Origin of the sequence: Streptococcus sp. CF8_Ac1-9, from assembly GCF_024295565.1 — a bacterium.
Taxonomy (GTDB): domain Bacteria; phylum Bacillota; class Bacilli; order Lactobacillales; family Streptococcaceae; genus Streptococcus; species Streptococcus parasanguinis_X.
Map to the genome: position 1 here is coordinate 59,706 of NZ_JANCOY010000005.1, position 25,014 is coordinate 84,719.

Below are 25,014 nucleotides of genomic sequence, written 5' to 3' on the forward strand. Positions count from 1 at the left end.
TATTTCATCTCGTGAGAAAGGAGGATTGCTGTGAAACAAGATCAAGATTTACGCGCCATTATCGCCAGCCATGAAGCTGAGTTAACAGATATGGAACGCGACATTGCCCAATATTTTTTATCATCCGAAGCACGACAGCACTCCCTGTCCTCTTCTCGTGTAACAGAGTTACTCCATGTTTCAAAGGCGGCTTTAACGCGTTTCTCTCAAAAATGTGGCTTTTCCGGCTATCGGGAATTTGTCTATCACTTTAACGAAGAAACCAAAAATCAAAAACAGGTGCAAGAGCATGACGAGCTGACGCTGAGCGTCTTGCAACGCTACCACCATATCAGTAACGTCACTGAAAGTCTGGTAAAAGATTCCCAATTAGATCGGGTCGCTGAACTAATCGGTCAAGTAGACCGAGTCTATTTCTTCGGGATCGGTAGTTCCGGTTTAGTCGCTCGAGAAATGAAATTGCGCTTTATGCGACTAGGCGTCGTTTGTGAAGCCCTGACTGATCAAGATGGCTTTGCCTGGACGACCAGTATTCTCGATTCCTCTTGTTTAGTCATCGGTTTCTCATTGTCAGGAGGTACCAACTCCATTACAGACAGTCTCCTGGACGCCAAAGAAAAAGGGGCTAAAACGGTTCTTGTGACGGCTAACCCGGCTGCCATCCACCAAGGATTCACAGAAGTGTTACCGGCCGCACCTCTTCCTAGTAGTACCTATATCGATCGAATTTCTGCTATTTTACCACTCCTCATTGTGGTCGATTTGATCTATGCTCATTTCCTTAATAAAAGCCGAGAACAAAAGGAAATTGTCTTTAATAGCTACTGGGAAAACAAAAAACTTTCTAATCAACGTTCTCGAAAATCTTAATATGGTCTCCCTATTTAAAAAGCATGAAAGATCAGGTTTTCTTCATCTTTCATGCTTTTTTTGATGAATCAAAAACAAGTCGCCAGCGCGACTTGTTTTATGTTCCATGTTTTTGTCTAAAGTGGTAGTAGGCCCCCAACATACCTGCGGCGTTTTGATGGTGGGCAAATTCCAAACGGATCTTATCTGCTAGGCTAGGAACCAGTTCAGCACACAGGGCTTGATAGATTTTAGGTTTCAGGATGGCTTCCTGAGCCATAATCCCCCCTCCAAGAACAATGACCTCTGGATTGACCACATAGGCGATATTGGCTAGTCCTTTGCCAAGGTAGGTCACCATTCGATCAATTCCAGCCATACAGATCTTATCTCCTTCTGTTGCCTGCTTGAAGATCCGGCGACCATTCCACTGTTCCACAGGATCACCATGATGTTCTGCCACATACTCGACTAAAGCCGTCGTTGAAGCTAGATCCTGAAAGGCACCGTCTGGCAAATGAAGATAGCCAACCTCACAGGCTGAATTGCTAAAGCCATGAAAGACTTGACCATCGAGCAAGAGGCAACCACCGATCCCTGTCCCAATCGTCAGGCAAACAGCATTGTTCGATCCTTTTGCATGGCCTGTAGTGACCTCTGCGAGACCGGCACAGTTGACATCATTTTCAATCTCGCAAGGGATCTGAAAGGTCTCTTCGATTTCCTTTTTGAATTGGGTGCCTGCATAGTTGGGAATTTGTGGGCCGGCATAAAAGATTTCTCCCTTATCAGGATCTACCATTCCGGCCGAAGAAATCGCCACCCCTGCCAAGGGATGCTTCTTCAAATAACGAGCTACGATTTCCTTTGTTGTGTTAAGAATGTGAGGTCCTCCTTTTTGAGCCTCCGTTGGCATTTCATGGGTCTCTAGGAGTTGCCCTTTTGCATCGGCTAAACCATACTTGATACTGGTCCCTCCGATATCAATTACAACATATGGATTCATCTAGACCTCCTTTGATCAAAGGAATCTGGCTTTTGTGTCCTGAATGAGTTGAGCAGCACGTTGAATCACTTCTTGATCCGCTTCTACTACTGGCGTCAAAGGGGAGCGAACAGATCCCAAGTCCAAACCTTCATTAATGCGCAAAACCGCTTTGATGACCGCATACATATTGCCATGAGCAGATGTCAAGACTCCAATAATGTCATTGATGGCAAACTGCAAGGCACGCGCAGTCTCCAAGTCTTTCTCAGCAATCAGCTGATTGAGCTTCAAGAAGAGTTCTGGCATCGCACCATAGGTGCCACCGATTCCAGCATGCGCTCCCATGAGACGGCCACCTAGGAATTGTTCATCTGGACCATTAAAGACGATATGGTCATCGCCTCCCAAAGAAGCAAAGGTCTGGATATCCTGAACAGGCATCGAAGAATTCTTTACCCCAATCACCCGTGGATTTTTCAACATTTCCTTGTAAAGACTCGGTGTCAAAGCGACCCCTGCCAATTGCGGGATATTGTAGATGACAAAGTCTGTATTGGGTGCGGCTGCACTGATTTCATTCCAGTAGTGGGCCACACTGTATTCTGGCAAGCGGAAATAGATCGGTGGAATGGCCGCAATGGCATCCACTCCTAATTCTTCCGCATGTCGTGCCAATTCCACGCTATCCTTGGTGTTGTTGCAGGCTACGTGAGCAATGATGGTCAATTTCCCTTTAGCTACTGCCATCACTTCTTCTAGAATCAGCTTGCGGTCGGCCACGCTCTGGTAGATACATTCGCCAGAGGATCCGTTGACATACAAGCCCTGCACACCTTTCGCGATAAAATATTCTACCAGCGCACGTACCCGCTCCGGGCTAATTTCTCCTTGGTCATCATAGCAGGCGTAAAAAGCGGGGATGACTCCTTCATATTTTTTTAAATCTGACATTTTTTCTCCTTTTGTCGTATCAGTAATATTATTAACCCATGATCTCTGATAATTTAACTTTTCGGTCCTCATTAATGGAACGAGTACAAGCATCAGCAGACGCAATCGCTTCTAACGCCGCTTCTCCGGTTAATAGTTTTTCAAATTCTTTTGATACAGGAGCACCATTCATTATGTCATGAAGGTATTTCATTTCTTTATCAATAACAGAAGATAGCCACAATGGAGTTCGTTTCCCTGGTTTACCATAGGCAATAGCACCATCCATCTCCGTGCTATGATAAATTCTTGTACGGTCATCATCTTCTTCCTGAGATTCATGAATTAAGAAATATGATTCTTTTCCATCTACTTTCAGAGTACCTTTACAATTAAATAGGTCTAATTTTATAGCACCCTTCGTTCCCTGAATCAAGACATAGTGTTCTCCCCAACGATAGGCAGAACCCCATTCAAGCAAGGCAAATCGCTTGCCAGGGAATTCCATATTGACAAAAATCATGTCATCTTCATCACCAAAGTTTTCTCCTTGGTGAGCTACATTTCCACCTGTCATCGTAACTGTTTCAGGAATACCTCCCATTAAAAATTGAACGCAATCCAACTCATGGATATGGTGGTAAAGATGGCCCCCTGATTTTTCACGAATTTTTTTCCATGAAATGGATGGTTGTTGTTCTTCCCAGCCATTTCTCGCTGTATGACAGTATAAAACGTCCCCAATAACCCCTTGATTAATCAATTCTTTAGCATGATGGACACCATTAAAGAAATTCATAATGTGACCAGCCATGAAAATCACACCATTTTCTTTACATGTTTCTACCATCTCTTTACAATCTTCATATGATAAAGCAATCGGTTTTTCACAAAATACATTTTTTCCATTCTGAGCAGCTTTAATCACGGGTTCTTTATGCAAATTATTAGGGGAAGCCACGATCACACAATCCACATCGTCACTTTGAACCAATTCATCTAGTGACGAAGCCACTCGTGCTCCTAATTCTTCTGCTACAGCTTCTGCATTTTCTGGATCATACACAACTGTAATTACTGCACCATCATTTTTTTTCATATATCTTGCTAATTCAGCACCAAAGTATCCTGTGCCGACAACACCATAATTTACAACCATTGTTTTTCTCCTATTCCTATTTTTACTATTTTACGGATCCTTCAGAAAGACCACTTGCGATTTTATTTTGGATAATTGAGAAGAAGATAATTGAAGGCAATACTACAATTACGGATGCCGCCATCATATCTCCCCAATCCAGTATTTCCGAACCATTTAATGAACGCAAAGCCACCGCAACCGTCATCTTACTTGTATCGTTAATCAAGATCAATGCATAAAGGAATTCATTCCATGCATTGATAAAGGTATAGATGGCTGTGGCAACAATCCCTGGTGCAACAATTGGTAACACCACTTTATAGAAGGTAACAAATTTATTCGCGCCATCTATTTTTGCTGCTTCCTCGATTCCAATTGGAACTGTTTGGAAGAATCCTACTAACAACCACACTGCATAAGGGACACTAAACGAAAGATAAACAATCATTAAACCAATTAAACTATTGGTTAATCCAACTTTTGCAATGGCAATAGAATAAGGAATTGCCAACAAGATCGGAGGGAAGATATAGGTAATGACTAGCAACCGGGACATGATCGCCCCTAATTTTGGAAAGAAGCGAACAATACCGTAAGCAGCCATTGCAGAAATGATAATAGCGATGACCGTTGTCGTTAATGCGATTAATAAGCTATTTTTTATATTATTTATAAAATGTAGGTCATTAATAACATGCGTAAAATAATCGAGAGTAAACTGTTTAGGCCAAAATCTTGTTGGAAACTGGGTTAATTCACCTTTTCCTTTCACAGAAGATAGAAGGATCCAAATTAAAGGAAAAATTGCGATAATAGTTGAAATAACTAAAACAACATGTGACCCAATATCAAGGAGTACATTTGTTCTTCTCTTCATCATTTTCTACCCTCCTTCTCCCATTTACTAATTACTCCAAAGTAAATGAAACATACTGCCAATAAGAAAATAAATAGCAAGACTGTTACCGCTGAGGCACGCCCAAGAAGTTTTGTTCCCCAACCGAGATTATATGCAAATATTGGCAATGTTGTTGTTGCGTTTGAAGGGCCACCACCGGTAATCAGATAAATAATATCGAAGTTATTAAAGATCCATACTGTTCTCAGTACAACAAGTAATCCGACTACTACTTTAATGTGAGGTAAAATAACAAATCTAAAAACTTGCCAACTGGAAGCTCCATCAATCCTAGCGGCTTCAAACTGTTCCTCCGGAACCGTTTGTAAGGCAGATAGAACATTGACCATGATCATAGGGGCACCAAACCAAATATTAATAAATACTAAACAGATAAAGGCCCAGGTACTTTCTGTCAAAAATCCAGGAACATGATTCATCAGTCCTAATTTCACAATCAAATTAGGTAGATAACCATATACTCCATTTAAGATCCATTGCCAAGAGAAGGCAATAACAATTGTTGGGAAGGCCCAAGGAACAATCAACAATGTTCTATATAACTTCTTAAAGCGTCTAACTCTATGCAATGCAAGTGCTAACACAAAACCAACAAGCACTTGTCCCAAAAGAGAAAAGACTGTCCATTTAAGGGAGTTAAAGAAGGCATTGTAGAAATTAGGATCCGATAAAACTGCTTTGTAATTTGCTAATCCTACAAATTTATACCGCGGCATGATCAAATGTTTGTTTGTAAAGCTAAAATAGATGCTGGAGAAAAATGGGTAAACAAATAATAGTCCAACAATGATAATAGCAGGTAACACAAACACCCATCGAGTCAAATTTCTATTTTTGACCATATGCTTTTTTCCTCTCTAAAAACAGAGGCTACATTATTGTAGCCTCTGCTATTATTATTTAACATCAACTGCTACAGTTTCGAATAAATCATTCAATTGTTTTTCTGCATCCTTAGCAGCCTCCATTGGGTCTTTACCATTTGTAATAATATCTTGGAACATTTGTTCAATGATATGTTGGTTTGTTAACATTCCAGCTTGAACACTTGGACCATTTTCATATCCAATAGCTGTACCTTTTTCCGCTGCTTTTGTAATAACTTCTTCTGCATGTTGGAATTTCTTGCGGATGTCATTATCTTTATAGGCTGGATCATTACTAATTCCTTTGATGGCAGGCAACATTCCAACAGGAGTTGAATCTAAGAAGCTAATATAATCTTTCTTTTCATACAAAGATTCTAAGAATGCTTTCGCTACTTCTGGATGTTTTGAATTCTTCCAAACTACCAATGGAATATTAGAAGTTTCAATGCCATAATCTTTATCTGATTCTTTTACTTTTGGAATAGGATAAGCGTCAATCGCATCAATCAATTGAGGGCTATTTGCTTGAATACCACCTACATGGAATCCTGAGTTAAAGTCAAATGCTGTCTTTCCTTGATAGAACAAAGTAGCTTGTTGCAAGACATTAAAGTTCAATGAATCTTTCGGAGAAAATTCTTTGTACATCTTCACCCAATATTTAATTCCATCTTGAGCCAGTTTGCTTGTCAAGTTAGCTTTCAAATCTTTTGTCAACAGGCTACCACCGCCACTTCGTACATAGAAATTCAAGAAGCGTGTCCCCATCATATCATTTGTCCCGAAAGGAACAGACAATCCATAAACTCCATTTTCTTTTAATTTTTTAGAAGCTTCATACAACTGATCCCATGTTTTTGGAACTTCAATATTATATTGTTTCAATAAATCAGTGCGAACCCACATAACTTGAGCATGTGAGTACAAAGGCACGGAATAAAAATTGCCATCAACCTTCGCTTCATCTAATGCTGTTTTATTAAATTTGTCTTCTCCAATTGTCTTAATAGTATCATTCAATGGAACCAAAGCATCTGAATTGACCATTTCCATAACTTGGTTTGGCAAAGCTGTACTAATATCTGGAACATTGCCATTTGCTAATCCAGTCGTCCATTTTGTATAGAAGTCATTCCATGAAAATGTCTCAATCTTGATTTTAACCTTTGGATGCTTCTTCATGAACTCATCAGCTGATTTTTGAATACTTTCTAACCGAGGTCCCTGAGTAAATGAGTGCCACATTACAATTTCACCAGATAATTCTCCAGATTTATTACTTCCTTCTGCATCATTTTTTGAAGATGAACATGCAGTGACAAACAATGCGAATAACGCGAGAACCAAAGCGAAAAGAATTTTCTTACTATTTTTCATTGTTTTCCTCTTTCTATTTTAAATACAAAAAATGCAATCTGTGCTTTGAAGCCTTAACTTCTCCGAAAAAACTAACTATATCGCTTATCTCCTCCATTTTCTATTTGACATATCTAATCAATCGCAATTTTGAATAGATACTTTCTGACTATTTCTTCCTGACCTGAATAGCCATTTGGTTGATGAGGTTCACCAGGGAAGAAGACTGCAAAATTATGATAGCCCAAATGAAGTGGATAGAATTTCTCACAATGAACAAAGCCAATATCACTTGCTTCATCAAATGGAATAGCTTCATCTAGGATACGGGAACCGTAGCTAGAAAATTCATGTCCTTCAACTAATAAATGAAGGTCGGCATAACGACGATGATGTTCAAAGCGATCATTTTCATCTTTGTTAAGGGTGTTTTCTTGGACAACGAGAAAGACCTTGTCACCGTCGATATCATATCTCCCGAGATCAAAAGAATCTTTCCGGTGTTCATAGAGAAAATCAATCGCTTGATCCAGATTAGGATGAATCCCTTTGTACAATTTTATGTTTATTAAATCATCAAATATCATCTATTTCTCCTTTTACACTAGATTTATGTTGCAGAAAGTTAAGCAAATATGACTTCCTTCTTGAAATCTTCATCGTTATCCTTCACTGAAACACTCTCATTAAATGAATTCGACTACTCTCTATTCGGTCTCCTCCTCCTTCAATCTACTGTTTTGTTTTCTCATTTTAAGGCTGCGACGAAGCGCTCTGTAATCTCTTTTGGTCGAGTAATGGCACCACCTACAACGATGCCGCGAACCCCGAGATCATGGATTTTATTGGCTTGATCCGGATAGTGGATCTTGCCTTCTGCGATGACATCTACTCCTGCTTGGCAGAGGCTATGGATCAGTTCAAAATCTGGTCCATCGACCTTTGGACTGTAGTCTGTATATCCAGATAAGGTCGTTCCGACAAAGTCTACTCCAGCTTCAACAGCCGTCAATCCTTCTTCCAAGGTCGAGATATCGGCCATCAACAGCTGATCGGGATATTTTTCTTTGACTTGATGGATAAAGTCACTAATCAAAAGGCCATCATGACGGGGACGTTTGGTACAATCCAGAGCAATGACCGCGATATCCAAAGCTGCTAATTCATCAACTTCTTTCATGGTAGCCGTGATAAAGGGTTCTTCAGGTGGGTAATCACGTTTGATAATCCCAATGATCGGTAACTTGGTCACTTCCTTGATTTCCTTGATATCTCGGACACTATTGGCTCGGATCCCGACAGCTCCACCCTGCTCAGCCGCTTTAACCAAGAGAGGAATGACTCCTCCAGTTTCTGTATAGAGCGGTTCGTGAGGGAGAGCCTGACAAGAAACAATGATGCCATCTTTGATTTGCTGGATCAATTCATCTTTTGTAATCTTTGACATAACTCCTTCTCCTTTGATAATAAGGCAACTCGAGTACTTGTAAATTGATTATAATCCATTTTTAAAACGCTTACAATATTAACCCTGCAATTGGATTATAGTTTCGCATTTTGGGAAAAATAAAAAGATCTCTGAAACTAGTTTCAGAGATCTAGGACATGGTGATTCCTTAGGCCATCTTTTGAGTCGCTTTTTCCTTTACGACAAATACAAAGCCAATAGAGCCGACGACTGCTCCAAGCAAGATCCAATAGACCATATCCGATGAAGCCATTGGGCCTGCCAAGAGACCTGCTAGTAAAAAGAGATTGATATACAGTCGGGTATCGCGATAAAAGGTCCAATTGAAATGGTAGCTACCTTCTGGATACTGCCGTGTCGATACAGGCGGTTGAAAGACCTGAAGAAGGATCAAAATTCCAACAAAAGCAAGATAAGCGAGGCTAACTACCGAAAGCGGAGCCTGCATCGTTAAAGCTACAGTCGCTAAAAGCAAGACCAAGATCCAGAAATGGAAGTCCATCCAGAATTCATGATGATAACAAAACCGTTTCATAAGATCACACCTTCCTCTTTATGTAATCGTTTTCTGTACTTCTATTATAAGACAACGAATTTATTTTGCAAGGAATCATTGGCTTTTTGGGGTTGAAAATAGGACCAGAATATCTCTGGCCCGTCTAAAAAAACTATGAACAAATATTAGTCACCACTTCATTCACTGATGTCATTTTCGATAATGACCTTGAGTGCATGGTTTTCACCCGCATGTTTAAAGACATCATAGGCTTTTTCAACTTCTGAGAGTTTGAAGTGGTGGGTGGTGAGCTTGATCCAGCAGTTGCAGATTGCCTGCAGATACATAAGTTGCAGCTTTCACAAGCGACTCCTTTTTTGTTGGTTTGATAAAACCATTTTATTTTCGTTTCTTTGTGAATATTATAACATACTAAGTAAGCGATTGCAAGAATTTATAGGCACATTTTTAAAAGTTTTCGAGCAAACAAAAACATTCCTCTTATCTCTACCAGAGGAATGTTTCAATCACCTTGTTCTAATTGTTGACGCTGCTTATAGTACTCTTGCTGCTCGCGCTCACGCTCTTCTTCTAAACGCTCTTCATAGCGCTTGAGTTCTGCCTCAAACTCTTCTTGCAAGGCAAATAAACGCTCCAAGCCACTTTGGGCCTCCGCACTTGGCGCTTGAAAATGCAAGGCACTCAGCCAGTCCACTAAATTTTCTGTATGTTGGCGGACATCCATACGCATATCCGCATAATCCCACTCCAACTCACTGAGCTTTTGATTGAAGCGGTAATGTCGATCTTCTAGTTGTTCTAATTCACTATTTCCTGAATGGTACATCACATACCTCCTTTAATCGGACTCAATAAAATCGGCTTCTTCACTGCTTTCAGTGCTGTTTCTACCGCGTCCGCTGCTCCTCCTGTAAATCCATCTTTCAAATCACTAACGAGGGTCGTTGTAGCAAAAGAGCGCATCTTTTCGGATTGACCGCCCAAGGTTACCTGCAAACTCATCCCTTCCAACATCATCAAGGCTTTCTGCGTTGCAATCAAACTTCTGATCGCAATCCGCTCTTGCTCCTTTTTAATCTCTCGATGGAGCTCCTCAATTCGTTCTCTGTCCTCTCCCAGGATCTCTAACATCTTTTTCTCCTACTTATGAAAAATCAAAGGCCGTCGCTTGTCCCTTGTCCAAGTCCACCAATTGAGCTGATGCAGCCTCCAGCTGACCTGCCAAATCTGACAAGCGAGTGGAATAGGCCTTTGCTTGGGCGAGGTTCTCCGCCTCTACCGCTTGGTCCCAACAAGCATCCATGGAGAACTCTCCTAATAGTTGCTCCACTTCTGCGTCTGTTAAAAATTGGGCCATGCTGTGGGCCATTTGTGACACCTCAGCGACCTTATGAGAAACCGTCTCCTTGGCCTCTTCCAGCTTATCCTTGACCTCTGCCTCAAAGGCAGTTGCTTGCGCTGAAGCATTCTGCGCTACCGCCAGCACCAATTCCTCCCGCAATTGAATGGTCTGGGTTCCAGACGCGCTCGCTAGTTGCTGATGGAGGCTAGAAATGCTTGGCTTTTCCTGCCCATACATGGAGACCACCGAAGCAGATGATGGCTGATTTTCTGAAGTGGAAGTTTCCCGATCTCGTTGGGGCATTTTAATAATTTTCTGTGCCTGATCTTGTCTTCCTTGCACGTCACCTTCTAACTCCATTTGAGATGGCCTCCTTTCTTGGATTTGTTTTTTCGTTTCCTATAACTGAAAAAGGATCATAACCCTTCAGCTACAGGCAGATTCACACACTATAGGGTAACATAAAATAGCTCGGAATGCTATAAAAATAACACAATTTCTGAAAAAAAGTCTAATTTTTTATGAAAAAACGAGTTTTGGACCCAAATAGCAAAAATCCCCCACTCTTTCGAGTGGGGGTAGCTGATAAACATCAGTTGTTCCTTGGCGTCTTATTTACGACGTCCTGGACGTTCCTTGTAACCATAGTATGCATCTTCGATGATTTCTTGCATATGGTCTACCATTGGAAGACGTGGGTTAGCTGGTGAACATTGATCTTCGTAAGCAAGGAAGGCCAATTCACGAGAATGTTTCTTCCATTCTTTTTCATCGATTCCTTGTGCTTTGAAGTTCATTTCGATACCACAGCGTTCACCGAGTTCGTATACAGCTTTTGCGTAAGCTTCAACGGCTTCTTCTGGAGTAGAGCATGGAAGTCCTAGCATACGAGCGATATCTTGGTATTTTTCATCTGCACGGTAGTAGTTGTACTTAGGCCATGTAGCTGTCTTGGCTGGGCGTGTACCGTTGTAGCGGATAACGTATGGAAGCAAGATGGCATTGGTCCGTCCGTGGATGGTGTGGAATTGCGCACCGATCTTGTGGGCCATGGAGTGAGAAATACCGAGGAAGGCATTGGCGAAGGCCATACCTGCGATGGTTGACGCATTGTGCATCTTTTCGCGTGAATGGAAGTCCGCATTCTTGACTGAGCTTTCCAAGTTTTCAAAGACAAGTTTAATAGCTTGAAGAGCAAGACCATCTGTGAAGTCGCTAGCCATTTGTGATACGTAAGCTTCTGTCGCGTGCGTCAAAACATCCATACCAGTGTCTGCTGCAACAGATCCAGGAACTGTCAATACCAAGGCAGGGTCTACGATGGCAACTGTTGGAGTCAATGAGTAGTCTGCGATTGGGTATTTACGGTTGTTTGCTTTATCAGAGATAACGGCAAATGGAGTAACTTCAGATCCTGTACCAGATGTTGTTGGGATCGCAATAAATTTAGTCTTCTTACCAAGCAATGGGAACTTGAAGGCACGTTTACGGATATCCATGAATTTTTGAACCAAGTCACGGAAGTCCACTTCTGGTTGTTCGTAGAAGAGCCACATTACTTTGGCCGCATCCATTGGTGATCCACCACCAAGAGCAATGATGGTATCCGGTTTGAAGGCACGCATGATCTCTGTACCACGTTCAACAGTTGTGATATCTGGATCTGGTTCTACGTCTGCAAAGATTTGGTAAACTACCTTATTGCGACGAAGGTCAAGCTGTTCGATGATACGATCAAGGAAACCAAGCTCTACCATAGCGTGGTCTGTAACGATCATGACACGTTCAACGTCACGACATTTTTGTAGGTATTCAATTGAATCACGTTCAAAGTATGTTTTTGAAGGAAGTTTCATCCATTGCATGTTATTTCTCCGGCGTCCGACTTTTTTGATATTCAAGAGGTTGATGGCACTAACGTTGTCCCCAACAGAGTTACGTCCGTAAGAACCACATCCAAGTGTCAATGATGGCAAGAAGGCATTGTAAACATCCCCGATACCACCGAAAGTCGAAGGAGAGTTGCAGATCACACGAATAGCTTTGACCGCTTTACCAAATTCTTTGGTCAATTCTTCATCAGCAGTATGGATGGCTGCTGAGTGACCAAGACCGTTGAATTCAACCATTTGGCGAGCTTTGTTAATTCCGTCTTCACGGCTTTCAGATTTCAAAACAGCGATGACTGGTGACAATTTTTCACGAGTCAACGGTTCTTTTTCGCCAACTTCTTTACATTCTGCCGCAAGGATATTGGTTCCTTCTGGTACAGAGAAGCCAGCTTGTTCAGCGATCCATGCTGCTGGTTTCCCAACGATGTCCGCATTCAATTTCGCACCTGCACAGTTCTTGCTATTGGCTTTTACGCCGAAGCAGAACTCTTCAAGAAGGGCTTTTTCTTTTTTGTTAACAAAGTAAGTGTGGTAAGATTTGAATTCTTCAACAAACTCATCGTAGATTTCTTTATCGATGATAACCGCTTGTTCAGACGCACAGACCATACCATTGTCAAATGATTTAGACATGACGATATCGTGTGCTGCTTGGCGGATATTGGCTGATTTTTCAACGTAAGCAGGAACGTTTCCGGCACCTACCCCAAGAGCTGGTTTTCCACAAGAATAAGCTGCTTTTACCATGGCGTTACCACCGGTCGCAAGGATGGTCGCAACTCCTTCATGGTTCATAAGGGCACTGGTTGCTTCCATAGAAGGTTGGGTAATCCATTGCACACAGTTCTCAGGTGCTCCAGCTGCAATTGCTGCATCGCGTACGATTCGTGCCGCATGAGCAGATGATTCTTGAGCAGATGGGTGGAAGGCAAAGACGATAGGGTTCCGTGTCTTCAAGGAAATCAAGGCTTTAAAGATTGCTGTTGAAGTAGGGTTGGTTGTAGGAGTGATCCCGCAGACAACTCCGACTGGCTCAGCAATCAGGGTCAAACCAGTGACGTCATCTTCTGAAATGACACCAACCGTCTTGGTGTGACGCATGTTGTTTACAACGTGTTCACAAGCGAACAAGTTCTTGGTTGCTTTGTCTTCAAAGACTCCACGACCAGTTTCTTCATAAGCATGAAGAGCGAGCTCACCGTGTGCGTCAAGAGCAGCTACAGATGCTTTCGCTACAATGTAGTCCACTTGCTCCTGGTTCAATTTGCGCATTTCTTCAAGCGCCACTAGCGCTTTTTGCACCAACTCGTCTACGTGTTTTTCAGCAGCGAGTTTCTTTTCTTCAGGTGAGAGAGTTTTTTTATCAGCCATTTGATGCTTTCCTCCAATGTTTGAAACCCTTATCCTTTTCTAGAACTTTTTCATGTTTTCTGAAATTTTCAAGAATAGTGTAAGAAATTTCGATTTGTTAATTATTTCACAATATAATTGTACTCTATTTTGAGATTTTTGTAAACACTTCCAAGCAACTTTCACAAAGATTTTTTTGAAGTTTGTGAAATTTTTATCAATCTTATTGATGTGAAAGCAATTGTCTAGCAAAATTGTGAAAAAATAATTAAAAAAATTTTTTCTTCACAAAGAGATGTTTTCAATTGATTTTTGTAAGCGTTTTCTTAATCTTACTAAAATAAGCAGCTTTTTACAAGTAAAAAGTTGCTTTTTGTTTTATTTTGTTAGGATTTGTTTTGTTTCAGTTTCAGAGAAGCATTGTTACTTCTTGACCGGACCTTTTTCGGCCTTATCAAGGGCTTCTTTGACTGTTTGAGCATAGAGTTCCCCACCATTGGTTTCCATATTGAAGTGAACAGAGTCTGTTCCCACCCAAATGTTTGGATTTTCAATTGCTACTTGGTACCAGTCCGCAATCGTGATAAAGTCGTATTTCTTAGCTAGTTCCAACTCATAAAGACGCGTTTGAACCGATTCACTGGACTGATCGTTGGCATAGCGCCCATCATATGGTGTCACAAGGATCAAGCGACGGCCTTTTGGAAGTTTCTCAACATACTGATCCAGCAATTCTTTGTAGTTGCTTACAGTATTGGTTCCTAGGGCAATGACCACATTTTTTAGGAGAACTTTATTGGAGATATCGGTCTCAAAGACCTTCATTCCATTTTCCAACTGACGGCTCACCACTGCATCGATCTGGATGCCAGGGATGGCTTTAGTCAGGTAGTCCTGCGCTCGCAAGTTAACGGAATCACCGATCATGGTCACACCATTTGAGACGTTATAGTCTGTTGCCGTCGCATTATCCACTTGCGTCCGTGTGACCTGCATTTTGCTGTCTGCTTGATTGAGCCCACTCACTACCAAACTCTCATCAAAAGCTCCAACGGTTGGTGCAAAGGCGGAGATTCCAATCATCAAGAGAGCCAGAGGAATCATGAGGTAAAAGATCGGCTTGGTCAAAAAACTGAGATCCATCTTCATGCCGAAGACACGAGGTTCCTTGCCTGCAATAGTTGGCTCCAAAATATAGAAGGACAGAGCCGTTAGAATCAAGGAAACGATCGTCGTCACAAGGGCTGCCATCATATTTCCCAAATGTTGAGAGAAGATGATAAAGAAAGGCCAGTGGAAAAGATAGACACCATAACTAGTATCTGCCAAGAAATTGAGAATGGCTGGTTCTTTTTTATCTGGCGTCTTTTCATGGAGAATGCGGGCCGACAGAATCATGGCACAAGCTGCGATTGTCGCTGCTAAAAAGCCAAACAGATAGGTCCACAAGCTATCAAATGGCAAGAAAAGACTGAGCACAAACAAGAAGGCAAAGCTTCCACCCAAGACCGATAAGGTCTTTTTCATGCTCCAAGACTGCACCAACTTTGTAAAGTTCGGGCTGACATTAGCAATCCCTGTTACCGTTGCTAGACATGATCCCGCAAAGAAGGGGAAGATGTGAGTGAAGCTAGAAAAATAGATAGTGGAGAAATTAGCTGTCAGAAAGGCGCGGATGAACATAGACAAGAAGGTGAAGAGAAAGAGTCCGCTGGACGCCAGGAAGAGCATGCCTCGGTATTTCCCAACTGTCTTAGCCCGCTTAGCCAAGAACCATGCCAAAAGTGCCCAGAGCACATAGTAATGCACTTCTAGAGCCAAACTCCAGGTATGAAGGAAGAGATGTGGAATGAAGTTACTTTCGTAACTACCACCCGTTGCCATCTCAAAGAAATTGGTCACAAAACCGAAGACCGCCGCAATCTGAGTCCCAATACCAGCCACGTAGTCCCGTTGGACCATAAAGGTAAAGGGCATCACGACCAAGACCATAAAGACAAGGGGTGGTACGATCCGGTAAAAGCGCCGTTTCAAGAATGCCAGGTAGTCGATTCCTTGCTTGCGCGCAAATTCATCGATCAAGAGCGCTGTAATCAAAAATCCTGAGAAGGTGAAGAAAATATCTACCCCAATAAAGCCTCCAGGAAAGGCTTTTTGGAAGAAATGGTAAAGCAATACCAATAAGAGTCCTGTAACACGGACTAGTGAAAACCATTTAATGCGCATTTTGATAAATCCCCTGCTTGAATGTTCCTTTGTATACGACGTTGGCTTCTGTGGTTAAGGTGCCTTTGCCCTCCGGCTGGCCATTAACAAACTGCCCTTCATAGGTCCAGCCATCCTTGGACTTAAACTTACCATAGCCACTAAAAGAGCCGTTGACGAGGTTACCTGTATAGGTATCCCCATTTTTAAAGGTGACGGTTCCCTTGCCATTCATCTTGCCACGGACCAAACTTCCGTCGTAACGGATCGCCCCCTTGTCCAAGGTCAAGACGCCCTGACCTGGAATGGCTGAAAGGAAAACCAGCAAAGCAGATAGAATAATCACGACTAATGCTGCTATTTCTAAATTTTTTCGCGTCAGATAGACCTTATAGGTCTCATAAAATTCTTTCATATTCTGTATTCTCTCACATATCAAACTCTTAAAAAGTTGCTAACTGATCTAACCAAGCCTTACAGCCGCTCAGGACTCTGGAATAGGTCTCTTCAAAATCACCGGTATACCACGGATCTGGCACACTTTCAGCAGCAAAAAGATGAATCTTGTGTTCTGTTCCTGCAGGAGCCATTTGCTTCAGATCTGCTACATTGTTTTCGTCCATCCCTAGGATCAAATCAAAGTTGTAAAAATCCTCTTCCTTGATCTGTAAGGACGTCTTAGCTGGATCATATGGGACCTGGTGTTGTTGAAAGATTTTCCGGGTTCCCTGATGGATGGGATTGCCATGTTCCCAGCTCGAGGTGGCCCGACTTTCAATCTCATACTGATCCGTCAAGTCCTTCATGACAAACTCCGCCATGGGGCTCCGACAAATATTTCCTAAGCAGACAAAGACGATTTTTTTCATGATTCCACCTAACTCCTTGTTCGGACTGCCCAACCTAGCTGAGCTCTTGGCTTTCCACTATGGAAAACCAGCATACTATTACCATTATAACAAAAATGTGACAGAAAGATGACAAAGGGACTCCATCATTTTAAAGAAAAATCAGATTCCTTTTTCAAATCTGATCTGTTTCTCTATTTTGGAAAACGAACCTCTAATGGAGGCCATTTACTCTGCCAATCCTTCTTTTTCATCCGCTCTGTATAAACCGCTAAACGCTCTGGGCTGGCTAAAAAATGCGGAGTTGGCTGAACGATGAAGTCTTCGATATCCTTTGTCCCATAAGGGAGAAAGAGCTCTAGCTGACCATCTTTTCTTAAGCGAACTGCAAGTGCCGTACACTGCTCGGGGTATTTGGAAACCGCATCACAGGCACTGCGATAAGGAGCCGTCCCCGGACTATGCTGGTGCATGTAGACTTGATTCTTCACTTCCCAAGCGTACTGGGGATAGGTCTTCTTTAATTCCTGCTCGATCTGCAGAGTCTCCTCATAGCTGATCGCAGGGTCATAAAAGACCAGATCCATATCGGTTGTCGCATCAAACCCTGGTTTTCCAGAGAGCCGGTTCCAGATGAAATTTCGCACCGCGCCCGCCACTAACCAGGCATCTGCCAAGTTGAGATCTCGAATAATGGCCAAGACTTTCATCATCTCCTGATCCGCTTGGATCTGTTCTACGATCGCTTTTTCCGTCAGCATCTTCTTCTAATCTCCATTGTAGGGATAACCCAGGTGTTCATAGGCCTTGCGGGTCGCCACGCGCCCTGTCCGGGTCCGCATGATAAAACCTTTCTGAATCAAGTAAGGCTCATACATATCTTCTACGGTCTCGCGCTCTTCGGCAATATTGACCGATAGGGTCCCAAGACCAACCGGGCCACCGCCATACATCTCAATCATGGTGCGCAGGATCTTTTGATCGACATAGTCCAGCCCTTCATGGTCCACATCTAGCATAGAGAGGGCCTTGTCCGTAATGGTGTTATCAATCAAGCCATCGCCCATAATCTGAGCAAAATCGCGCACCCGTTTAAGCAAACGGTTGGCAATCCGAGGAGTCCCCCGACTACGAAGAGAAAGCTCTTCGGCAGCTTCGTGGGTAATCTCCATCTCAAAGATTTCGGCGGTCCGCTCGACAATCTCTGTCAGATCATCTTGCTCATAGTATTCCATGTGCCCCGTAATTCCAAAACGAGCGCGCAAGGGATTGGACAGCATACCAGCTCGAGTCGTCGCCCCAATCAGAGTGAAGGGAGGAAGATCCAGATGAACACTCCGGCTGGTCTCGCCAGCACCAATCATGATATCGATGTAAAAATCTTCCATGGCGCTGTAAAGCACTTCTTCGACTGACATAGGCAGACGGTGGATTTCATCGATAAAGAGGACATCGCCCGGCTCTAGATCATTGAGGATAGCTACCAAGTCACCAGCCTTTTCAATGACAGGACCAGAAGTCTGCTTGAGATTGACACCCAGTTCATTGGCAATGACAAAGGCCATGGTGGTTTTCCCCAGTCCCGGAGGGCCAAAAAGAAGGACATGATCCAGCGCTTCATCCCGAAGCTTAGCTGCCTCGATAAAGATTTTCAGCTGGTCCTTGACCTTATCTTGACCGATATATTCATGTAAATATTGCGGGCGCAACGTCCGTTCAACGGCCTCTTCATCGCCCATGATTTCATTGTCTAAAATTCTACTCATACAGTCTATTATAGCAAAAAATGATACCTTCGGTACCATAAATAGAATGTGTTTTTTAAAGATCCTGGTTCTCACTAGCGTTCGTTAGAATAAGTTGAACAGTTGCCCTCATCGCCAACCTTTCTTTTTATTATACAGTCCCTTCTTCATCTATCGCTCACCATTTCACTTTATAATTATTTCCTTTAATGATAAAATTAAAGCAACAACGTTTAGGAGGTAAATTTATGTTTACTAAAACAAAGAAGATCCTTTTCGGTTTCTTGGCATTCTTTGCAGTGCTCCTTATTGCGGGATGTCAGTCTTCTCCATCGCAGTCTTCTAAAACAAATAAGTCTTCTCAAACAGATAAATCTCCTCAAACAATAAAAGCACCACAAGATCTTACAAAGGATCAACAAGGAACTTGGAAATGGACTGACCAACAAATGACCATTCAAAAAGTATTCCTAGCTTCTAATATCAAAAAACTTGCCGCTGTACTAATGCTTGATGACTTCGATAAGGTTAAGATGACGATGACCATTAAAGATAAAACCGTTGAATTGAAGTACCATTTTGATTACAGAGAACTGTATGAGGATCAAGCATTTGCAACAGGAGAGAACAAAGCAAATTATGAATCGTATTTAAAAAATAAAACTGCTGAATTTAAGAATTATATTCCAAATTTGAAACATACAAAGATTACTCTTGACGAACCTAATTATGCCTATGATTACTCTCTAACTGGAGAAATCGATACACAGAAACATACTATTACGTTCCCTGAAACACCTACATTTTTAAGTAGAATTGTTATGGGAACCACGTATAATTCACTTGTACCAATTACTTATACTTACACCGTTGAAGGTAACCAACTAACACTTTATGCTGAAGGTAAAGATGAACAAAGTCATTTTAGAGTAATACGTCTTCGTTTCAATTACGTAGAAGACAATCATTAGAAGGAGTGATCAATCATGAACAATATGAAAAAAAGTTCCCTATGGATGTTTTCCCTTCTTGCTCTTCTATTGGTATCAGGATGTGGGCAACAGAAACAACAGCAACAGAAACAACAAACAACCGCTGAGACTACAACAGTTGCAGAAACTACCACAGTAGCACCGACCCCAGTCTCACTCGAAGGGGACTGGAAAGCTGTAGATTTTAGAGATACAGTGGAACGTACTTTCTTAATTTATTATGGTGATGCTAATAGTCGATTAAAGGTTACTGAAGCCTTCCAAGATATCGTTCCGACTCTAAAAATCACAGGAACAGATGTAACTTATTCTTATAGTGCTGATATGAATAAGTATATTGATTTTTATGCTGAACAGAATAAAGATGAATATCCTACAAAAGAAGAAGCTACTGCCATCCTTCTAGGCGTAAGAGAAAAGAAATTTGGAAGTTTTAAACATCAAACTGGAACGTTTGATAACGATACAAAAGTGTTAACTGCAACGTTAAAAGATGGAGTTTTAAACGAGAATGCAAAAACGATCGTATTCCCTGAAGTCCCAAACATCTTTGGAGTTCTACCTCTTTATATTAATTCTACAGACGTACCAATTACTTATCACTACGAATTGAATGGTGACATCCTTACAATTTACGCTGAAAAAACATTCGAAGAAACAGGAGCACATCTCGTTTATCCAATGAAATTCAAGAAAGTTTCAGATCCTAAAACTAATTAAATAGCTCACCGCCCCTTGAGAATTTCTCAAGGGGCTTTTGCGTGCAAACAAAATAATTTAGGAAGCCTTGAGAATCTCATCTATTGGGTACTCTGCTACATACAATTTTTCCGTTTCTTATGTTGAATAATCGGTCAAGTTACAAAACAAAATTGTGATTCGTTTGAAAGCCCTTGCAAAACAATTATGTTGCACGTATAATATAAGCGTAATACAATCATCTATTTTAAGGAGGTCTAGCGATGATTAGACGTTATAAAAAATTATTTTTAGCATTCGTTGCTCTGCTCTCAGTCTTCCTACTAGCTTCTTGTTCTCAAAAACAAAGTGGCTCTAAAAAGGCTGCTAAAACAGAAACAGCAAAAGTCGAAACGATTGATGGCGAATGGGAATTAGTCGATACTCTCGATGCTTTAACGGAATCCATCGGTGCCTATACCCTCCATGGAATCCACTTTGCACACTTGCTTGAATCTGTTAAAGACTTCAAAATGGACATGAAGATTGAAAACAATACGGCAACCATTAAATACGACTATAACATTGATAACTTTATTAAAGCTTTCTCCACTGTCACAACAGAAGCTAGAGGCAAGACTGAAGAAGAATTCAAAAAAATCATGTATGACTCTCATGAAGGATTTGCAGGCGACTTTAAGAAATACAAAGTCAGCATGAATAAAGATACTGGCGTGTTTAGCTACGAAGCAACGGGTTCTATTGATCAAGGTGCCAAAACAATGACCTTTGATGAAGGACTTTCAGTAGCAAACTCATTCTTCTTCTCATTCGGTGAAAATCGCGTTTCGCCAAACACATATCACTACAAATTAAAAGACGACATGCTTTATGTCACGATTGATGGAAAAGCGAAGAAAAATAATCTTCCAGTTCACTATGAACTACACTTCAAACGTAAAGGAAGCACTACTCAAAAAGACCCTGTTCCAATTGAAGGAAAATGGCAAGCCATCGACTTCCGACCAGCTCTTGAACGTAGCTTAGCCTTTAAAGATTTTGACAATGATGATTCGGCTATCAAGCTTATCTATCCTGAGGCATGGAAAGATTTAAAACCAACGTTGAACATTACAGGTACATCTGTTGAATTCGACTATACTGTATCTCTAGCAGATGGTTTTGGAAGGTTCTACGATTACTTAAAACAAAAAGATGCATCTAAAGTGACTCAAACGAAAGAAGAATATATTAAAAATCAATTTAATAAATTATCAGTCAATCTACAGGATGGCGCTAAAGACTTGCCCAATACAACTTATGAATTTGATAGAGGTAATGCTAAAATTCATTCTGTATTGAAGAACGGTAAATTAGATACAGCAAACCAAACGATTATCTTCCCAGAAGCTATCAATATTGTGCAACTTGCAACCATGTCCATTGGACCTGTCGCTAAAGAAACTACGTATAAATACTCTATTGATGGAGATATTTTAACGTTGACGATTGAGCAACGCGATGGACATAATAATCTAAATACGATTATTTCAGCAAAATTCAAAAAAGTGTCTGACACAACGAGCGATTAGTCATTCCACTACCCCTTGAGAATTTCTCAAGGGGGCTTTTTTGTGTGCAAAAAAATAAAGAGCTTACGCTCTATTAAAATACTTCGGTACCTTTGGTTCGGTTAGGAAGGAACGTAGTTTTCGCTCCGCTCAAACTGCATCAATGTACCTAAGCTCGTCTACGTCCCTATCAGGCTTGGTTAGATGAAATAGGTTTAGTAATAATTACATAACGCAGTGGTTGATTGGTATCTTTGTTCGCTCTTATAGCTCCAAAGATTACCTAATCAACTGTGCGGGGGTGAGACAACGAACAATTTTAAAAAATTGTTCTGTCTCACTCCCAGAAAAAAGCCACCGGCTTTGGTGGCTCTTATAGGGAGATTATTATGAAAAAGTTTTAGGAGTTTTATCATTCAAAGTTAGGAGGTCTTTGATGATGGTATTAGTATACGATAGGAAGCTTAAAATTTCCTTATAGTTTTTCTAAAAAATTTTTTTTGAGAAAAAGAGGAGGTCTCAAGCAAGGATTTCACATCCTTGTTTGGCCACTCCCCTTTCCTTCTTATTTCTTAGCGATGGCATGGTAGCTAGTCTTGCTGGTGAAGACTTGACCTGCTCTCAAGATGACCTTTTCTGCCTGGTCGCTATGAATGGCATCTGGCACTGTTTGGAATTCTAGAGCCAAGCCATTGTGCTGAACCATTGGTTGGCCTTGCAGATGAACAGTCTCGTCTACGAAATTGGCTGAATACACCACCAAGGCTGGGGCTTCTGACTTGAAGGTCAAGAAACGTCCAGATGGCTGATGGTAAAGAAAGCCAGCATTTTCATGCCCTTCTGGAAGAGCAAATGGATGGTCTAATCCTTCTACCAGGCGGATTTGCGGATCAGAGTCCTTAAAAAGATCCTCCAAGAGCATAGCTTGGTAGAGATGCTGAACAACCGGACTTTCTCTATCCACGGTCTGAAGAGGAACACCGTCTGGATGGATAGGGTAAAGCCCTTGATGGTTGATCTGAAAGACATGGTCATTGATCGGTTGGGTGAAGTCCCCAGATAGGTTGAAATAGCTGTGGTTGGTCGGGTTAACTAGAGTATCTTGATCCGTTTCTACCCGATAAGCAATCTCGAGCTCACCTGCTTCAGTCAAACCATAGGTTACCCAGATCTTGAGATTTCCAGGGAAACCGCCGGTACCATCTGCACGCTCTGTGTACAGGGTGATTTCTTGGTCTGTCACGGATTCCACGCTAAACAAGGCGCTGTCCCAACCCGTCGGTCCACTGTGGTTGCAGTTGGCACCGTTATTGGCTTCCAAGTGGTAGGTTTGACCATTGAGTTCAAAGCTTGCCCCTGCAATCCGACCTGCTACCGGGCCAATACTAGCCCCATATTTAGGGCTATTGTCCACATAATCCTCAAAACGATCAAAACCTAAGATGATATTGGTAAACTGGTCTTCTTTATCAGGCGTCACATATTCTAAGATCGTCGCCCCATAGGTCATGACAGATAATTGGTAGCCCTTATCATTTTCGAGGCGATAAGCCCGAACCTCTTGATTCTGCCATTCCCCAAACACGCTTTCTTGATACTGTTTCACAAACCTTCTCCTCTCACTGTTTTTCTCCATTGTATCAGTTTCACAAGAAGAAACACTCCACTTTTTATAGAAAATTAGTGGCTATTCTTTATGAAATGGATGAATGATCACCCCTTGAACAACCCGATTGACGGTACCAGTTGGTGAAGGTGTGTCTGGGCGATTTTGCACCTTGAGCGAAGTCAAGAGAGAAATCAATTGACCATAGATAATGTATGGGAAGGCACGGTAGATATCTAGAGAGTCTGCTGATGCTTTCACCAACACTTCCCGTACATGCTCAATCCCTGCAGCTTGATCGGTCAAGAGGACAACTTGACGGGCAATTTGATCCCCTGCAACTTCTCGAACCAAGTCCAGATCATACTGACGTGTGTATGGATCAATGGATCCAAAGACCAAGACGAGGGTCTGGTCATTGATGAGGGATTTCGGACCGTGACGGAATCCGACAGGACTCTCATACATGGTTGCGATTTTGCCTGCTGTTAATTCCAAAATCTTGAGCTGGGCTTCATGGGCTAGGCCAAAGAAAGGTCCTGCCCCCAGATAGATCACGCGCTCGAAGTCTAGATCGACCACTTCTTTGACCGCACGGTCCTTCTCCAAGATTTGCTCAGATAGATGAACCAGCTCTTCTACTCGTTTTTCCTTGATCTCTTCCTCGCTTGGATCAAAGACCAAGAGAGCTGTCAAGAGCATGGAGGTAAAGCTAGAGGTCATCGCAAAGCCGGCATCATTGGTTTCTTTAGGTTGGAGAAGCAAGAGATTGCGCTCATCCCCATGCGCCTGCAAAGCCAGTTTTCCTTCTTCGGCACAGGTAATGGTGATCTGATAGAGTTCATCAACCAGATCTTGGGCCAACTGCACAGTTGCAACACTTTCTGGCGAATTGCCACTCCGGGCAAAGGATACTAAAACCGTCGGAACCTCTTTTTTCAAATAGGTTTGTGGATGCGCCACGATATCCGTCGTCGCAATGGATTGGAAATTCCAGTGGCGTTCATCGTGCACTTCCTGCAAGTAAGGAACCAAGGTATCTCCCACATAAGCCGAGGTCCCAGCCCCTGTCAAGATGACCTTGATATAGTCATGCTCTTGCCCAATTTTTTCTAAGAAAGCTTTTATTTCCGCTTTTCTTTCTTGGTACAAGCGAGCTGTTTCTTTCCAAACACTTGGTTGTTGGTAGATCTCACGAGTGGTGATCTCTGCTCCTAGCTCCTGCAAGTCTTCTTTTGTATAGTCTAACATAGAAACTGTTGTTCCTTTCTACAATCTAACGTTGATAAATGGGAAAGGAGCCTGAGATGATGCTCCCAGACTCCCATACCAACCTACTCATCTTCATCATCATCAAGGTTTGACAAGAGGTCATTGACCTTGACAATACTTTCTTTTGCACGTTCAGGGTAGTCCCCTTCATTACCAGTCAGGCTACTATTGATGAACTCGATGACCATCGGAAGATTCATCCCTGCGTATAAGTCAATCGCACGTCCTTCAAGGATCAAGCGGCTCACGGTGTTGCAAGGAGTTCCTCCCAAGAGATCGGCAAATACAATATAGTCTTCTAGACCTTGGACGGTTGCTTCAAATTTAGCGGTAAAGTCTTCTGGCCCTTCTTCTGGTAAGAGTGCAACCGTATGGATGGATTCTTGTGGCCCCATAATCATCTCTGTGCTCGCTTTGAGCTCTTCACAAAAGCGACCATGGCTGACCAGTACTAACTCTTTTGCCATACCCTACTC

25 protein-coding genes and 1 pseudogene are annotated in these 25,014 nt (G+C 42.0%); 4 read left to right on the forward strand and 22 right to left on the reverse strand.

What is annotated here, in order from left to right:
- Positions 1-30 precede the first annotated feature (30 nt).
- On the forward strand, positions 31-870 hold the full coding sequence (locus tag NML76_RS08525) for a MurR/RpiR family transcriptional regulator (RefSeq protein ID WP_003009426.1): 840 nt from the start codon (positions 31-33) through the stop codon (positions 868-870).
- A gap of 97 nt (positions 871-967) precedes the next feature.
- Here the strand turns inward: NML76_RS08525 and NML76_RS08530 are convergent, their stop codons facing one another.
- The 19 genes and pseudogenes from NML76_RS08530 to ruvB all read right to left on the reverse strand — a co-directional run bounded on the left by NML76_RS08530 (position 968) and on the right by ruvB (position 18,440).
- Positions 968-1,855, reverse strand: coding sequence for an ROK family protein (locus NML76_RS08530; protein WP_195190043.1), 888 nt, complete (start codon positions 1,853-1,855; stop codon positions 968-970).
- A 15-nt stretch (positions 1,856-1,870) separates the two neighbouring features.
- Positions 1,871-2,788 carry a dihydrodipicolinate synthase family protein gene (locus NML76_RS08535; RefSeq protein ID WP_037608222.1) on the reverse strand — a complete coding sequence of 306 codons (918 nt, stop codon included), beginning with the start codon at positions 2,786-2,788 and terminating at the stop codon, positions 1,871-1,873.
- Positions 2,789-2,819: 31 nt separating this feature from the next.
- Positions 2,820-3,926, reverse strand: a complete 1,107-nt coding sequence (locus tag NML76_RS08540) for a Gfo/Idh/MocA family protein (RefSeq protein ID WP_045760115.1) — start codon at positions 3,924-3,926, stop codon at positions 2,820-2,822.
- 25 nt (positions 3,927-3,951) lie between these two features.
- Positions 3,952-4,785 carry a carbohydrate ABC transporter permease gene (locus NML76_RS08545; protein ID WP_037599884.1) on the reverse strand — a complete coding sequence of 278 codons (834 nt, stop codon included), beginning with the start codon at positions 4,783-4,785 and terminating at the stop codon, positions 3,952-3,954.
- Positions 4,785-5,669, reverse strand: coding sequence for a carbohydrate ABC transporter permease (locus tag NML76_RS08550; RefSeq protein WP_006595263.1), 885 nt, complete (start codon positions 5,667-5,669; stop codon positions 4,785-4,787). Before NML76_RS08550 ends, NML76_RS08545 begins: the two co-directional genes overlap by 1 nt.
- A 54-nt stretch (positions 5,670-5,723) precedes the next feature.
- Positions 5,724-7,073, reverse strand: a complete 1,350-nt coding sequence (locus NML76_RS08555; protein ID WP_195190042.1) for an ABC transporter substrate-binding protein — start codon at positions 7,071-7,073, stop codon at positions 5,724-5,726.
- A 113-nt stretch (positions 7,074-7,186) separates the two neighbouring features.
- Entirely contained in the window at positions 7,187-7,639 is a 453-nt protein-coding gene (locus tag NML76_RS08560) for a YhcH/YjgK/YiaL family protein (protein ID WP_195190041.1), read from the reverse strand.
- 161 nt (positions 7,640-7,800) lie between these two features.
- A complete protein-coding gene (locus tag NML76_RS08565) occupies positions 7,801-8,499 on the reverse strand; it encodes an N-acetylmannosamine-6-phosphate 2-epimerase (RefSeq protein ID WP_195190040.1) in 699 nt (232 codons plus the stop codon).
- 169 nt (positions 8,500-8,668) lie between these two features.
- A complete protein-coding gene (locus NML76_RS08570) occupies positions 8,669-9,055 on the reverse strand; it encodes an ABC transporter permease (RefSeq protein ID WP_195190039.1) in 387 nt (128 codons plus the stop codon).
- A 158-nt stretch (positions 9,056-9,213) separates the two neighbouring features.
- Positions 9,214-9,330 (reverse strand): annotated as a pseudogene (locus NML76_RS08575) (alcohol dehydrogenase); the annotation flags it as partial.
- Between the two features lie 209 nt (positions 9,331-9,539).
- The gene (locus NML76_RS08580; RefSeq protein ID WP_003009394.1) at positions 9,540-9,863 is read right to left on the reverse strand and encodes a hypothetical protein; all 324 of its coding nucleotides are present in this window, start codon (positions 9,861-9,863) and stop codon (positions 9,540-9,542) included.
- Positions 9,863-10,168, reverse strand: coding sequence for a hypothetical protein (locus NML76_RS08585; protein ID WP_049472664.1), 306 nt, complete (start codon positions 10,166-10,168; stop codon positions 9,863-9,865). Before NML76_RS08585 ends, NML76_RS08580 begins: the two co-directional genes overlap by 1 nt.
- Positions 10,169-10,181: 13 nt before the next feature.
- A complete protein-coding gene (locus tag NML76_RS08590) occupies positions 10,182-10,739 on the reverse strand; it encodes a hypothetical protein (RefSeq protein ID WP_070590664.1) in 558 nt (185 codons plus the stop codon).
- A 251-nt stretch (positions 10,740-10,990) separates the two neighbouring features.
- Entirely contained in the window at positions 10,991-13,642 is a 2,652-nt protein-coding gene (gene adhE, locus NML76_RS08595) for a bifunctional acetaldehyde-CoA/alcohol dehydrogenase (RefSeq protein ID WP_049485591.1), read from the reverse strand.
- Between the two features lie 402 nt (positions 13,643-14,044).
- Complete coding sequence (locus NML76_RS08600) at positions 14,045-15,847, reverse strand: acyltransferase family protein (RefSeq protein WP_023920066.1); 1,803 nt, start codon at positions 15,845-15,847, stop codon at positions 14,045-14,047.
- Positions 15,837-16,241 (reverse strand): hypothetical protein, encoded by a 405-nt coding sequence (locus NML76_RS08605; protein ID WP_070586627.1) that lies wholly within the window; start codon positions 16,239-16,241, stop codon positions 15,837-15,839. The genes NML76_RS08600 and NML76_RS08605 overlap by 11 nt, the downstream gene beginning before the upstream one ends.
- A 28-nt stretch (positions 16,242-16,269) precedes the next feature.
- The gene (locus NML76_RS08610) at positions 16,270-16,695 is read right to left on the reverse strand and encodes a low molecular weight protein-tyrosine-phosphatase (protein WP_134974815.1); all 426 of its coding nucleotides are present in this window, start codon (positions 16,693-16,695) and stop codon (positions 16,270-16,272) included.
- Positions 16,696-16,868: 173 nt separating this feature from the next.
- The gene (locus NML76_RS08615; RefSeq protein WP_134974816.1) at positions 16,869-17,435 is read right to left on the reverse strand and encodes a nucleotidyltransferase family protein; all 567 of its coding nucleotides are present in this window, start codon (positions 17,433-17,435) and stop codon (positions 16,869-16,871) included.
- A gap of 6 nt (positions 17,436-17,441) precedes the next feature.
- Positions 17,442-18,440: a Holliday junction branch migration DNA helicase RuvB gene (ruvB, locus tag NML76_RS08620; RefSeq protein ID WP_134974817.1), complete on the reverse strand. Its 999-nt coding sequence runs from the start codon at positions 18,438-18,440 to the stop codon at positions 17,442-17,444.
- Between the two features lie 227 nt (positions 18,441-18,667).
- Here ruvB and NML76_RS08625 point away from each other — a divergent pair, with 227 nt between their 5' ends.
- The 3 genes from NML76_RS08625 to NML76_RS08635 all read left to right on the forward strand — a co-directional run bounded on the left by NML76_RS08625 (position 18,668) and on the right by NML76_RS08635 (position 21,681).
- Positions 18,668-19,390 carry a hypothetical protein gene (locus NML76_RS08625; protein ID WP_254733303.1) on the forward strand — a complete coding sequence of 241 codons (723 nt, stop codon included), beginning with the start codon at positions 18,668-18,670 and terminating at the stop codon, positions 19,388-19,390.
- A gap of 15 nt (positions 19,391-19,405) precedes the next feature.
- A complete protein-coding gene (locus tag NML76_RS08630; protein WP_118228651.1) occupies positions 19,406-20,131 on the forward strand; it encodes a hypothetical protein in 726 nt (241 codons plus the stop codon).
- Between the two features lie 242 nt (positions 20,132-20,373).
- Positions 20,374-21,681 carry a hypothetical protein gene (locus NML76_RS08635; RefSeq protein WP_195190035.1) on the forward strand — a complete coding sequence of 436 codons (1,308 nt, stop codon included), beginning with the start codon at positions 20,374-20,376 and terminating at the stop codon, positions 21,679-21,681.
- 544 nt (positions 21,682-22,225) lie between these two features.
- Here NML76_RS08635 and NML76_RS08640 read toward each other — a convergent pair.
- From NML76_RS08640 to NML76_RS08650, 3 genes are all read right to left on the reverse strand, one after another.
- Positions 22,226-23,266, reverse strand: a complete 1,041-nt coding sequence (locus NML76_RS08640) for an aldose epimerase family protein (protein ID WP_118228653.1) — start codon at positions 23,264-23,266, stop codon at positions 22,226-22,228.
- Positions 23,267-23,347: 81 nt separating this feature from the next.
- Positions 23,348-24,517 (reverse strand): SIS domain-containing protein, encoded by a 1,170-nt coding sequence (locus NML76_RS08645; RefSeq protein ID WP_134974818.1) that lies wholly within the window; start codon positions 24,515-24,517, stop codon positions 23,348-23,350.
- Positions 24,518-24,600: 83 nt separating this feature from the next.
- Positions 24,601-25,005, reverse strand: coding sequence for a PTS sugar transporter subunit IIA (locus NML76_RS08650; RefSeq protein ID WP_003002366.1), 405 nt, complete (start codon positions 25,003-25,005; stop codon positions 24,601-24,603).
- Positions 25,006-25,014: the final 9 nt, after the last annotated feature.

Coding starts and splice junctions, on each gene's coding strand:
- adhE (WP_049485591.1), bottom strand. CDS start 13,642: ATGGCTGATAAAAAAACTCTCTCACCTGAAGAAAAGAAACTCGCTGCT.
- NML76_RS08635 (WP_195190035.1), top strand. CDS start 20,374: ATGATTAGACGTTATAAAAAATTATTTTTAGCATTCGTTGCTCTGCTC.
- NML76_RS08650 (WP_003002366.1), bottom strand. CDS start 25,005: ATGGCAAAAGAGTTAGTACTGGTCAGCCATGGTCGCTTTTGTGAAGAG.
- NML76_RS08630 (WP_118228651.1), top strand. CDS start 19,406: ATGAACAATATGAAAAAAAGTTCCCTATGGATGTTTTCCCTTCTTGCT.
- NML76_RS08530 (WP_195190043.1), bottom strand. CDS start 1,855: ATGAATCCATATGTTGTAATTGATATCGGAGGGACCAGTATCAAGTAT.
- NML76_RS08625 (WP_254733303.1), top strand. CDS start 18,668: ATGTTTACTAAAACAAAGAAGATCCTTTTCGGTTTCTTGGCATTCTTT.
- NML76_RS08545 (WP_037599884.1), bottom strand. CDS start 4,785: ATGAAGAGAAGAACAAATGTACTCCTTGATATTGGGTCACATGTTGTT.
- NML76_RS08600 (WP_023920066.1), bottom strand. CDS start 15,847: ATGCGCATTAAATGGTTTTCACTAGTCCGTGTTACAGGACTCTTATTG.
- NML76_RS08645 (WP_134974818.1), bottom strand. CDS start 24,517: ATGTTAGACTATACAAAAGAAGACTTGCAGGAGCTAGGAGCAGAGATC.
- NML76_RS08555 (WP_195190042.1), bottom strand. CDS start 7,073: ATGAAAAATAGTAAGAAAATTCTTTTCGCTTTGGTTCTCGCGTTATTC.
- NML76_RS08615 (WP_134974816.1), bottom strand. CDS start 17,435: ATGCTGACGGAAAAAGCGATCGTAGAACAGATCCAAGCGGATCAGGAG.
- NML76_RS08580 (WP_003009394.1), bottom strand. CDS start 9,863: ATGTACCATTCAGGAAATAGTGAATTAGAACAACTAGAAGATCGACAT.
- NML76_RS08550 (WP_006595263.1), bottom strand. CDS start 5,669: ATGGTCAAAAATAGAAATTTGACTCGATGGGTGTTTGTGTTACCTGCT.
- ruvB (WP_134974817.1), bottom strand. CDS start 18,440: ATGAGTAGAATTTTAGACAATGAAATCATGGGCGATGAAGAGGCCGTT.
- NML76_RS08540 (WP_045760115.1), bottom strand. CDS start 3,926: ATGGTTGTAAATTATGGTGTTGTCGGCACAGGATACTTTGGTGCTGAA.
- NML76_RS08565 (WP_195190040.1), bottom strand. CDS start 8,499: ATGTCAAAGATTACAAAAGATGAATTGATCCAGCAAATCAAAGATGGC.
- NML76_RS08590 (WP_070590664.1), bottom strand. CDS start 10,739: ATGGAGTTAGAAGGTGACGTGCAAGGAAGACAAGATCAGGCACAGAAA.
- NML76_RS08570 (WP_195190039.1), bottom strand. CDS start 9,055: ATGAAACGGTTTTGTTATCATCATGAATTCTGGATGGACTTCCATTTC.
- NML76_RS08535 (WP_037608222.1), bottom strand. CDS start 2,788: ATGTCAGATTTAAAAAAATATGAAGGAGTCATCCCCGCTTTTTACGCC.
- NML76_RS08585 (WP_049472664.1), bottom strand. CDS start 10,168: ATGTTAGAGATCCTGGGAGAGGACAGAGAACGAATTGAGGAGCTCCAT.
- NML76_RS08610 (WP_134974815.1), bottom strand. CDS start 16,695: ATGAAAAAAATCGTCTTTGTCTGCTTAGGAAATATTTGTCGGAGCCCC.
- NML76_RS08560 (WP_195190041.1), bottom strand. CDS start 7,639: ATGATATTTGATGATTTAATAAACATAAAATTGTACAAAGGGATTCAT.
- NML76_RS08605 (WP_070586627.1), bottom strand. CDS start 16,241: ATGAAAGAATTTTATGAGACCTATAAGGTCTATCTGACGCGAAAAAAT.